The 11854-nt window shown below is 71.8% G+C and carries 8 protein-coding genes; 7 read left to right on the plus strand and 1 reads right to left on the minus strand.

Annotated features, from left to right (window positions below; genetic code table 11):
* Positions 1–76: 76 nt before the first annotated feature.
* The gene (locus ACT80S_RS02285; protein WP_377412060.1) at positions 77–1306 is read left to right on the plus strand and encodes an MFS transporter; all 1230 of its coding nucleotides are present in this window, start codon (positions 77–79) and stop codon (positions 1304–1306) included.
* An 18-nt stretch (positions 1307–1324) separates the two neighbouring features.
* Here ACT80S_RS02285 and ACT80S_RS02290 read toward each other — a convergent pair whose 3' ends face one another.
* Positions 1325–3043 carry a bifunctional protein-serine/threonine kinase/phosphatase gene (locus ACT80S_RS02290; RefSeq protein WP_377412063.1) on the minus strand — a complete coding sequence of 573 codons (1719 nt, stop codon included), beginning with the start codon at positions 3041–3043 and terminating at the stop codon, positions 1325–1327.
* 57 nt (positions 3044–3100) lie between these two features.
* Here ACT80S_RS02290 and nirB point away from each other — a divergent pair, with 57 nt between their 5' ends.
* The 6 genes from nirB to ACT80S_RS02320 are packed head-to-tail and all read left to right on the plus strand — an operon-like array spanning position 3101 to position 11801.
* Complete coding sequence (nirB, locus tag ACT80S_RS02295) at positions 3101–5560, plus strand: nitrite reductase large subunit NirB (protein ID WP_377412065.1); 2460 nt, start codon at positions 3101–3103, stop codon at positions 5558–5560.
* 2 nt (positions 5561–5562) lie between these two features.
* Positions 5563–5952 carry a nitrite reductase small subunit NirD gene (gene nirD, locus ACT80S_RS02300; RefSeq protein ID WP_377412068.1) on the plus strand — a complete coding sequence of 130 codons (390 nt, stop codon included), beginning with the start codon at positions 5563–5565 and terminating at the stop codon, positions 5950–5952.
* A gap of 2 nt (positions 5953–5954) precedes the next feature.
* Positions 5955–8729: a nitrate reductase gene (locus tag ACT80S_RS02305; protein WP_377412627.1), complete on the plus strand. Its 2775-nt coding sequence runs from the start codon at positions 5955–5957 to the stop codon at positions 8727–8729.
* A 44-nt stretch (positions 8730–8773) separates the two neighbouring features.
* Positions 8774–9718: a DNA-binding protein YbiB gene (ybiB, locus tag ACT80S_RS02310; protein WP_377412072.1), complete on the plus strand. Its 945-nt coding sequence runs from the start codon at positions 8774–8776 to the stop codon at positions 9716–9718.
* Positions 9719–9735: 17 nt separating this feature from the next.
* A complete protein-coding gene (gene cobA, locus ACT80S_RS02315; RefSeq protein WP_377412075.1) occupies positions 9736–10506 on the plus strand; it encodes a uroporphyrinogen-III C-methyltransferase in 771 nt (256 codons plus the stop codon).
* Positions 10507–10565: 59 nt separating this feature from the next.
* Positions 10566–11801, plus strand: a complete 1236-nt coding sequence (locus ACT80S_RS02320) for a BaiN/RdsA family NAD(P)/FAD-dependent oxidoreductase (protein WP_377412078.1) — start codon at positions 10566–10568, stop codon at positions 11799–11801.
* Positions 11802–11854 lie beyond the last annotated feature (53 nt).

Raw genomic sequence — 11854 nt, forward strand, 5'->3', positions numbered from 1 at the left:
TGGTGTGCTGTCCTGTACTTCCCCGTGGGAAGGGCCGTGCCCCGGCCGCCCCATGGAAACGACACCAACACGTGAGATGAGCGCTCCTACCCCCTTCCTGAAGTCCGGCCATGTGCCCACGCTGTTCGCGGCCTTCCTGTACTTCGCCTTTTCCTGCGGCATCTGGGTGCTCAATGGCGGCATGGCCCCCTTCATCTCGGAGGCCTACCAGCTTTCGCCCGCCCAGATGGGCCTGATGCTCTCCGTCCCCATCATCGCCGGCGCCCTCATGCGCTTCCCGCTCGGCCTGCTGGCCCAGTACATCGGCCGCAAGTCCGCCACGCTGGTGGAGATGGGCCTGATCGCGGTGGCCATGCTGTTCGGCCTGCTCTACGTGGACAGCTTCAACGACCTGCTCGCCATGGGCGTGCTCCTGGGCATCGCCGGCGCCAGCTTCGGCGTCGCCCTCTCCCTCGGCGCGGGCTCCTTCCCGCCGCAGCACAAGGGCCTGGCCATGGGCCTGGTGGGCGCGGGCAACGTCGGCACCGCGGTCTCGGTGCTGCTGGCCCCGCCCCTGGCCCTGTGGCTCGGGTGGAAGGCGGTCTACGGCGTCGCCGCGGTGGCCATCCTGATCCCCGCCGTCGTCATGGTCCTCTGGGCCAAGGAGCCCGACGACGTCGACGCCCACGCCAGCCTGCGCGAGCACGTGGCCTGCCTGTTCGAGAAGGATGGCTGGGTCTTCAGCCTGATCTACTGCGTCACCTTCGGCGGCTTCATCGGGCTGACCAGCTTCCTGCCCTCGTACTACTTCAGCCAGTTCGGCGTGAGCAAGGTGCAGGCGGGCCAGCTCACGATGCTGGCGGCCTTCATGGGCGCCACCCTGCGCGTGGTCGGTGGCTGGATCTCCGACCGCTGGGGCGGCGTGAACACCCTCAGCCTGGTGCTCCTGGTGGTGGCCGGCACCCTCACCCTGATCGGCTTCACCGGCCACTCGCTGGTGCTCACCACCCTGCTGATGATGCTGTGCTTCGCCGCCCTTGGCGCAGGCAACGGCGCGCTGTTCCAGCTGGTGCCCCTGCGCTGGCCCACCACCACCGCGGTGGCCGGCTCCATGATCGGCGAGCTCGGCGCCCTGGGCGGCGGCATCGTGCCCAATGCGCTGGGCCTGTCCAAGCAGTACCTGGGCAGCTACAGCGCCGGCTTCTTCCTGTTCGCGGGCCTGTCGCTGGCGGTGCTGGCCGTCATGCGGGTGATGCAGATCCGCTGGACCCGCACCTGGGCGGAGAAAGGCGGCCGCGCCCGCCTGCGCCCCGCCGCCGCGCGCTGAGGCCGGAGCCCCGCGATGTCATCGAGGCAGGAACAGCAGCCAGAACAGCAGCAGCAGGTTGAGCGCTGCGGAGGCCGCGAGGGCGGCCTTCCAGATGCCGGCCGGGTCGCGCGCGAAGTACGGCGTGGCGGCGGGCCGCTCCAGCGGGCGCGAGGCGCCGCGCTCCAGGGCCAGCACCAGTTCCTCGGCGGTCTCGAAGCGCTGGCGCGGGTCGCGCGCCACGGCGCGCAGCACCACGTGGTCCAGCCAGATCGGCACGTCGGGCCGCAGCCGGCTCGGGGCCTTGGGGTCGCGCCGGAAGCGGGCCAGCTGGTAGGGCTCGACCTCGCCGTACGGCAGGTGGCCGGTGAGCCACTGGTACAGCGTGACGCCCAGGGCGTAGAGGTCGCTGCGGGCGTCGGCCACCGCCTCGCCCTCGGGCGCTTCCCACTGTTCGGGGTTCATGTAGCTGGGCGTGCCGGCGTGCAGGGTGCGGTCCAGGGCCGACTCCTGCCCGGAGACGGCCACGCCCAGGTCCAGGATGCGCCAGCGGCCGTCGTCGCCCAGGTGCAGGTTGCCGGGCTTGATGTCGCGGTGGATCACGCCCTGGCGGTGCAGCCGGCCCAGGGCCTTGGCGACGGCGATGCCGCCCGCCACCACCTGCCCCACGGCGAAGGCCTGGCGCTGCGCCAGGAGCTGCTCCAGGGTGGCGCCGGCATGCCAGTCGAACACGGCGTAGAAGGCGCTGGGCGCGCGCGGCTCGCGCACGCCGATGAAGCCGGTGTCCGCACCGCCCTGCTCCGCGAGCCGCAGGCCCAGCCAGGCCTCGTGGGCCAGCATGGCGCGCTCCTGCGGGTCGCTGGCGCGGGCCTCGTGCAGCGTCTTGATCGCCACCAGCGCGCCGCTGGCGCCGTCGCGGGCCTGGTAGAGGCGGTGCACGCCGGTGTCGGCCACGCGCGCGGTCACGGTGAAGCCGTCCAGGACATCGCCCACCTTGAGGGGGCCGGGCACCGGCAGCTGGCGCGCGCCGAGCAGCACGTCCTCCAGGCGGATCGCGGCGAGCTCGCGCACATGGATCACGAGGGCGCTGGCGTTGTCCCAGCTGCCGGCCTTGAGGGCGGCATCGACCATCGCCTGGCTCGCCGCCTGCGCGCTGGCGGCGGCCTGGGCCGCGGCGCTGGCCAGCTGCTTGCTTGCGAGCACGCCATGGACGCCATCGCTCGTCAGCACGAAGACATCGCCGGCCTGCAGCTCGCCCTGCAGGTAGTCGACATGCACCCGCTCGTCGAGGCCGATGGCGCGGGTGAGCCGGCTCTTCATGTCCGGGTGGTCGAAGACATGGTCCTGCGTGAGCTGCGTCCACTCGCCGCCGCGCAGCAGCCAGGCCCGGGTGTCGCCCACGTGGGCCAGGGTGTAGCTGTGGCCCCGCAGCACCAGCGCGGTGAGCGTGGTCATGGCGCCGCGCGCATTGCGCCGGTTGCTGGCGGCCAGCCAGGCGTTCTGTGCGCCGATGAGGCGGTCGAGCGCCACGCTGGTCTCCCAGGTCGGCGGCGTGCCGAAGTAGTCCTGCACCACGCACATCACCGTGCTCTGGGCCGCCTCGCGGCCGCGGCCGCCGGTGGACACGCCGTCGGCGATGGCGGCCACCAGGCCTCGCTGCGCCTCGTGGGGCGGCGCCTCCTGCGCCGCGGCGAAATCCTCGTTGTCGTCCCTCGGGCCGCGCACGCTGTGCCAGCCGATATCCACATCCAGTGCCATGCGCCCATCGTAGCGAAGGCGCGGGCCCACTCCCTGCTTCACTGAAAGGAATCGATCATGAAGAAACTGAAACTCGTGATGGTCGGCAACGGCATGGCCGGCGTGCGCACGATCGAGGAGCTCCTCAAGATCGCGCCCGACCTGTATGACATCACCGTGTTCGGCGCGGAGCCGCACCCGAACTACAACCGCATCCTGCTGTCCCCGGTGCTCGCCGGCGAGCAGACGGTGGACGAGATCATCCTCAACTCCTGGGAGTGGTACCGCGAGAACGGCATCACCCTGCACGCGGGCAGGAAGGTGGTGGCGGTGGACCGCGTGCGCCGCGTGGTGCGCGCCGACGACGGCACCGAGGCGCCCTACGACCGGCTGCTCCTGGCCACCGGATCCAACCCCTTCATCCTGCCCCTGCCGGGCAAGGACCTGCAGGGCGTGATCGCCTACCGCGACATCGCCGACACCGAGGCCATGATCGACGCCGCGTCGAAGTACAGACACGCGGTCGTCATCGGCGGCGGCCTGCTGGGCCTGGAGGCCGCCAACGGCCTGAAGCTGCGGGGCATGGACGTCAGCGTGGTCCACGTGAACGACTGGCTGATGGAGCGCCAGCTCGATGACGTGGCCGGCGGCCTGCTGCGCAAGTCGCTGGAGGAACGCGGCCTGAAGTTCCTGATGAAGGCCCAGACCCAGGCGCTGGTGGGCGGCGAGGACGGCCGGGTGAAGGCCGTGCAGTTCAAGGACGGCACCGAGGTCCCCGCCGACCTGGTGGTGATGGCCGCGGGCATCCGGCCCAACACCGAGCTGGCCCAGTCCATGCGCCTGCACTGCGACCGCGGCATCGTGGTCAACGACACCCTGCAGACGGTCACCGACGCCCGCATCTACGCGGTGGGTGAATGCGCCGCGCATCGCGGCATCGCCTACGGCCTGGTGGCCCCGCTGTTCGAGCAGGCCAAGGTGGCGGCCAACCACCTGGCGCAGTACGGCATCGGCCGCTATGTCGGCTCGCTCACCTCGACCAAGCTCAAGGTGACCGGCATCGACCTGTTCTCCGCCGGCGACTTCATGGGCGGCGAGGGCACCGAGGAGATCGTCATGTCCGACCCCTTCGGCGGGGTCTACAAGAAGCTGGTGCTGAAGGACGACAAGCTGGTCGGCGCCTGCCTCTACGGCGACACGGTGGACGGCAGCTGGTACTTCAAGCTGCTGCGCGAGGGCCGCAGCGTGGCCGACATCCGCGACAAGCTGATGTTCGGCGAGTCCAACATCGGCGACACCGGACACGAGGGCCACAGCAAGGCCGCCGCCATGCCCGACGACGCCGAGGTCTGCGGCTGCAACGGCGTGAGCAAGGGCACGATCTGCAAGGCGATCAAGGACAAGGGCCTGTTCACCCTGGACGAGGTGCGCAAGCACACCAAGGCCAGCGCCAGCTGCGGCTCCTGCACCGGCCTGGTGGAACAGATCCTGATGTTCACCGCCGGCGGCGACTACTCCGCCACCCCGAAGAAGAAGGCCCTGTGCGGCTGCACCGAGCACTCGCACCAGGACGTGCGCGAAGCGGTCCGCGCCAACAAGCTGCTCACGGTGGCCGACACCATGAAGTTCCTGGAGTGGCGCACCCCCAATGGCTGCGCCACCTGCCGCCCCGCGATCAACTACTACCTGATCTCGACCTGGCCGCGCGAGGCGCAGGACGACCCGCAGAGCCGCTTCATCAACGAGCGCTCGCACGCCAACATCCAGAAGGACGGCACCTACTCGGTGATCCCGCGCATGTGGGGCGGCGAGACCACCGCCGGCGAGCTGCGCCGCATCGCCGACGTGGTGGACAAGTACCAGATCCCCACCGTCAAGGTCACCGGCGGCCAGCGCATCGACCTGCTCGGGGTGAAGAAGGAGGACCTGGTGGGCGTCTGGCAGGACCTGGGCATGCCCTGCGGCCATGCCTACGCCAAGGCCCTGCGCACGGTGAAGACCTGCGTGGGCAGCGAGTGGTGCCGCTTCGGCACCCAGGACTCGACGCAAATGGGCAAGGACCTGGAGCGCGCCCTGTGGCGCATGTACGCGCCGCACAAGGTCAAGCTGGCCGTCTCCGGCTGCCCGCGCAACTGCGCCGAGGCCGGCATCAAGGACGTGGGCGTGATCGGCGTGGACTCCGGCTGGGAGATCTACATCGCCGGCAACGGCGGCATCAAGACCGAGGTGGCCCACTTCCTGTGCAAGCTGAAGACCGCGCAGGAGGTGCTGGAATACAGCGGCGCCTTCCTGCAGCTGTATCGTGAGGAAGGCTGGTACCTGGAGCGCACCGTGCACTACGTGAGCCGCGTCGGCCTGGACTACGTGAAGCAGAAGATCCTCGAGGACCATGAAGGCCGCCAGGCGCTGTGGGAACGCCTGCAGTTCGCGCTCGATGGCGAGCCCGACCCGTGGTTCGACTTCGAGCAGGCCCGGGTCGACACCCGCCAGTTCGACAGGCTTCCCGCCCTCTCCACCCTCCCCGCGCCCAAGGTGTGACCATGAACAACGACTGGAAACTGATCTGCCGGGTCGAGGACATCCCCGTGCTCGGCGCGCGCCGCGTGCAACGCCCCCAGGGCCTGGACGTGGCCGTCTTCCGCAACGACGCCGGCCAGGTTTTCGCCCTGCTCGATCGCTGCCCGCACAAGGGCGGCCCGCTGTCGCAGGGCATCGTCTTCGGCACCCAGGTGGCCTGCCCGCTCCATAACTGGACCATCGGCCTGGAGGACGGCGCGGCCCGCGCGCCCGACCAGGGCTGCACCCAGCGCTTCTCGGTCAAGGTAGACGGCGGCGCCGTCTACCTCGACGCGAACGAGCTCGCCACCCTGGCCCTCACCGAATCCCGACCCATCGCCGGCCCGGCCCGGCGCACCACCGCCTGCCCATGACCCTGAAGGAAACCCGCTCCACCTGCCCCTACTGCGGGGTGGGCTGCGGCGTCATCATCGAATCGCAGGGCGACCAGGTGACCGGCGTGCGCGGCGACCCGCTGCACCCGGCCAACTTCGGCCGCCTGTGCACCAAGGGCTCGACCCTGCACCACACGGCCTCCGCCCCCATCACGCACCAGGCCCGCCTGCTGCACCCGATGCTGCGCGAGGAGCGCAGCGCCCCCGCCCACCGCGTGGGCTGGGACGCGGCGCTGGACCTGGCCGCGCGCAAGTTCGCCCGCACCATCGAGGCCCATGGCCCCGACGCGGTGGGCTTCTATGTCTCGGGCCAGCTGCTCACCGAGGACTACTACGTCTTCAACAAGCTGGCCAAGGGCCTGGTCGGCACCAACAACATCGACACCAACTCGCGCCTGTGCATGTCCAGCGCGGTGGCCGGCTACAAGCTCACGCTGGGCGCCGACGCGCCGCCCGCCTGCTACGACGACGTGAACCATGCCGACTGCCTGTTCATCGTCGGCAGCAACACCGCCTGGGCGCACCCGATCCTGTTCCGCCGTATCGAGGAGGCCAAGGCGAAGCGGCCGCAGATGAAGGTGATCTTCTGCGACCCGCGCCGCACCGACACCGCCGAGATCTGCGACCTCTACCTGCCGATCGAGCCCGGCACCGACGTGATGCTGTTCCACGGCCTGCTGCACATCATGCTGTGGGAAGGCTGGACGAACCCGGCCTACATCGAGGCCCGCACCACCGGCTTCGAGGCGCTCAAGGCCCGCGTGCGTGACTGCACGCCCGAGGCGGTCTCGCGCACCTGCGGCATCCCGGTGGCCGACCTGCACACCGCGGCGAAGTGGTTCGCCGCCTCGCCGGCCACCCTGAGCCTGTACTGCCAGGGCCTGAACCAGTCCGCCAACGGCACGGCCAAGAACGCCGCCCTGATCAACCTGCACCTGGCCTGCGGCCAGATCGGCCGCCCCGGCGCCGGCCCCTTCTCCCTGACCGGCCAGCCCAACGCCATGGGCGGGCGCGAGGTGGGCGGCCTGGCCAACCTGCTGTCCGCGCACCGCGACCTGGCCAACCCGCAGCACCGCGCCGAGGTCGCCGCGCTCTGGGGCCTGCCCGACGTGCCCGCCAAGCCGGGCAAGACCGCGGTGGAGATGTTCCAGGCCGCGGCCGACGGCGAGATCAAGGCGCTGTGGATCGCCTGCACCAACCCGGCCCAGTCCATGCCCGACCAGGCCACCGTGCGCCGGGCGCTGCAGCGCGCCGAGTTCGTGGTGGTGCAGGAGGCCTTCTCCACCACGGCCACGTGCGACTACGCGGACCTGCTCCTGCCCGCCACCACCTGGGGCGAGAAGGACGGCACCGTCACCAACTCCGAGCGCCGCATCAGCCGCGTGCGTCCCGCCGTGGCCGCCCCCGGCGGCACCCGGCACGACTGGCAGATCGCGCTGGATTTCGCGCGCCGCCTCGAGGCCCGCCTGCGTCCCGGCCAGCCCACGCTGTTCCCGTACGAGACCCCGGAACAGGTCTGGCTCGAGCATCGCGAATCCACCCGCGGCCGCGACCTGGACATCACCGGCCTGACCTACGCCATGCTGGAGGAGGCGCCGCGCCAGTGGCCGCTGCGCCCCGGCGAGGACCAGGGCCGGGCCCGCCTCTACGAGGACGGCATCTTCCCCACCGCCGACGGCAAGGCCCGTTTCGCCGACGTGGCCTACGTGCCGGTGGCCGAGCCGCGCGAGTCACGCTTTCCCTTCTCCCTCATCACCGGCCGCCTGCGTGACCAGTGGCACGGCATGAGCCGCACCGGCACCCTGGGCCGGCTGTTCGGGCATGTGCCCGAGCCGGTGATCCAGATGCACCCGCAGGACATGGCGCGCCGCGGCCTGGCCGAGGGCGACCTGGTCCACGTCACCTCCAAGCGCGGCTCCATCGTGGTGCCGGCCCAGGCGTCCAGCGAGGTCGCGCCCTCGCAGGCCTTCATGGGCATGCACTGGGGCGGCGAGTTCCTGGGCGGCGTCTCCAGCACCGGCGAGCCCCTGGCCGGCGTCAACCAGCTCACCACCTCGGCCTACTGCCCCGGCTCCAAGCAGCCCGAGCTGAAGCACGCCGCGGTGAAGATCCTGAAAGCCGAGATGCCCTGGTCGCTCCTGGCGGTGGCCTGGCTGCCCGAGGACGACGCCCTCGCGGTGCGCGAGCAATGCCGGCAGATGATGACGCGGTTCCCCTTCGCCACCTGCGTGCCCTTCGGCCGCGAGCGCACCGGCCTCCTGCTGCGCGCCGCCGCCTACGAGGCGCCGCCCGCCGAGGTGCTGGCGCGGCTGGAGTCGCTGCTGGGGCTGTCCGGCGCCGACGCGATCCGCTACGCCGACCCGCGCAAGGGCCAGCGCCGCGCCATGCGCCTGGCGCGCCAGGCCGATGGCGAGGCCCGGCTGGAAGCCTTCGTGCTGGCCGGCGACACCACCTCCGAGGCCTGGATCAAGGCCCTGCTGCAGGACGAACTGCCCGCCCAGGCCTACGGCCGCCTGCTGCTCTCGCCCGGCGCCAAGGCGCCGGTGGCGGTGCAGGCCCGGGGCAAGCAGGTCTGCACCTGCTTCAACATCACCGAGGACGCGATCCGCGACCGCCTGGCCACCTGCCACGGCGGGCCGGACGCCCGCCTGGCAAGCCTGCAGGCCGACCTGAAGTGCGGCACCAACTGCGGCTCCTGCGTGCCGGAGCTGAAGCGGCTGGTGCGGGCGACGATGCCCGCGGCCCAGGCCGCGTGAGGGCGGCGGCGGGGGTGGCCTGAATCAGCTTATCGCTGGAAGTCATGAGCCATCCCCGACAATCTCGCCCCATGGGCAGCATCAGCCACTACATCAAGGACATCGGCCGCGGCAAGGACGGCGCCCGCGCGATCACGCGCGAGCAGGCCGCCGACCTGTTCGGCCAGCTGCTCGATGGCAGCGTGAGCGACCTGGAGGTGGGCGCGTTCTGCCTGGCCATGCGGATCAAGGGCGAGACGGCCGACGAGATGGCCGGCTTCCTGGACGCCACCGCCTCGCGCATGCAGCGGGTGCCGGCGGGCGAGCGCACCCTGGTGGTGCTTCCGAGCTACAACGGTGCGCGCAAGCTGCCGGTGCTCACGCCCCTGCTGGCGCTGCTGGTGGCGCGCGAGGGCCTGCCGGTGCTGGTGCACGGCGCGGCCACCGAGGTCGTGCAGGGCAGCCGGGTCACCGCGCCCGCCGTGCTGCGCGCCCTCGAGATCGCCCCGCTGCACGCGGTGCGCGCCATCGCCCCCGGGGAGGTGGCCTTCCTGCCCACCGCGACCCTGTGCCCCGGGCTGCAGCGCCTGCTCGATGTGCGCCGCGTGGTCGGCCTGCGCAACTCGGCCCACAGCCTGGTCAAGCTGATGAACCCCAGCGAGGGGCCGGCCGTGGTGGTGGGCAGCTACACCCACCCCGAATACGCCATCTCCATGGCCGAGGTCTTCGAGCGCGTGGGCGCCACCGCCCTGCTGCTGCGCGGCACCGAGGGCGAGCCGGTGGCCGACGCCCGCCGGCTGCCGAAGATGGAAGGATTCATCCGAGGGCGGCGCGTGCTGCTCGAGGAAGGCCGCAAGGGCACCCTGACCGACCTGCCCGACATGCCCGCCGCGATTGACGCCGCCGCCACCGCGGCCTATATCCGCCGGGTGATGGCCGGGAACCTGCCCTTGCCGGCCTCGATCGCAACCCAGGTGGCACACATCGTGCAACTGGCGTTGCAGGCATGAATTTCTCGGAGACACCCATGGCATTCCCCGGCACCGTCACCCTCGTGGGCGCAGGCCCCGGCGACCCGGAGCTGCTGACGCTCAAGGCCGTCAAGGCGATCCAGTCCGCCACCGTGGTGTTCGTGGACGACCTGGTCGGCGACGAGATCGTGGCCCTGGCCGCCCCCACCGCCCGGGTGGTGCACGTGGGCAAGCGCGGCGGCTGCAAGAGCACGCCGCAGGCCTTCATCGAGAAGCTCATGATCACCGCCGCCCGCGAGGGCGAGGTGGTGGTGCGCCTCAAGGGCGGCGACCCCTTCATCTTCGGCCGCGGCGGCGAGGAGCGCGAGCACCTGCAGGCCGCCGGCATCCCGGTGACCGTGGTCAACGGCATCACCGCCGGCCTGGCCGCCGTGACCTCGCTGGGCGTGCCGCTGACGCACCGGGACCACGCCCACGGCGTCGTCTTCGTCACCGGCCATGCCAAGCCCGGCGATGCCGGCACCGACTGGGCCGCCCTGTCCGCGGCGGCGCATTCGGCCAGGCTGACCCTGGTGATCTACATGGGCGTGAGCGGCTGCCGCGAGATCCAGCAGGGCCTGCTGGCCGGCCTGCCCGCCTCCACCCCGGTGGGCGTGATCCAGCACGCCAGCCTGCCCCACCAGCGCCAGGTGGGCTGCACCCTGGGCGAGCTGCCCGCCGCCATCGCCCGCGAGGGCCTGGGCAGCCCCGCGGTCATCGTGGTGGGCGACGTCATGGCCGGCGTCGCCGCCGCCAGCGCCCGCGAGGCGCAGCGCCGCGCGGCCTGATCCCGGCCTGCCTGCCGCGCCCGGGGGCGCGGCACCCCGCCGACTACACTCGGCACCCCATGCAACAGTTCGACGCCGTCATCATCGGTGCCGGCGCGGCCGGCCTGTTCTGCGCCGGCGTCGCCGGCCAGCTGGGCCTGAAGGTCCTGGTCATCGACCATGGCGCCAAGGTCGCCGAGAAGGTCCGCATCGCCGGCGGCGGCCGCTGCAACTTCACCAACCGCGACCTCGACCCGCGCGCCCCGCAGAAGCACTTCCTGGGCGAGAACCCGAACTTCTGCCGCTCCGCCCTCTCCCGCTACACCGCGCAGGACTTCATCGACCTGGTCAGGCGCCACGGCATCCCCTTCCACGAGAAGCACAAGGGCCAGCTCTTTGGCGACCGCTCCTCGGAGGACTTCATCCGCATGCTCCTGGCCGAGTGCGAGGCCGGCGGCGTGCAGCGCTGGCAGCCGTGCAAGGTGGAGGCGGTACGCCACTCGGAAGCCACCGGCTACGAGGTCGACACCGACCGCGGTGCCGTGCGCGCGCCGCAGCTGGTGGTCGCCACCGGCGGGCTGTCCATCCCCCAGATCGGCGCCAGCGACTTCGGCTACCGCCTGGCCCGCCAGTTCGGCCTGCGCATCGTGGAGACCCGCCCCGCCCTGGTGCCCCTGACCTTCGACGGCGAGGCCTGGACGCCCTACGCGCAGCTGGCCGGCCTGGCCCTGCCGGTGCGTATCGAGACCGGCGCGAAGAAGGAGCGCATGGCGTTCGATGAGGACCTGCTGTTCACGCACCGCGGCCTGTCCGGCCCCGCCGTGCTGCAGATCTCCAGCTACTGGAAGCCCGGCGCCCCGATCCGCCTGGACCTCGCGCCCGGCGCCAGCCTGGCCGGCGCGCTGGCCGAGGCCAAGGCGCGCTCGCGCCGGCTGGTGGCCAACGAGCTGGCGGCCTTCGTGCCCGCGCGCCTGGCCGACGCCTGGGTGCAGCAGGACCCGGGCCTGCAGCGCCCGGTGAACGAGGCCTCCGACAAGGCCCTGGCCGCCCTGGCCCAGCGCCTGGCGGCCTGGGAGCTGGTGCCCACCGGCACCGAGGGCTACAAGAAGGCCGAGGTCACCGCCGGCGGCGTGGACACGCGCGAGCTGTCGCAGCAGACGATGGAGTCGCGCCAGCCGGGCCTGTACTTCATCGGCGAGGTGGTCGACGTCACCGGCTGGCTGGGCGGCTACAACTTCCAGTGGGCCTGGTCCAGCGGCTGGGCCTGCGCGCAGGGGATGGCGCAGCGGCAGGCCGAGGCGGCTGCACGCGCCTGAGCGCGCCGGTAGACTCGGGCGCGCTGCGCACGCAGCCCGGCCACCCCGCCCCG

This window comes from Ramlibacter sp. MAHUQ-53, from assembly GCF_052600055.1.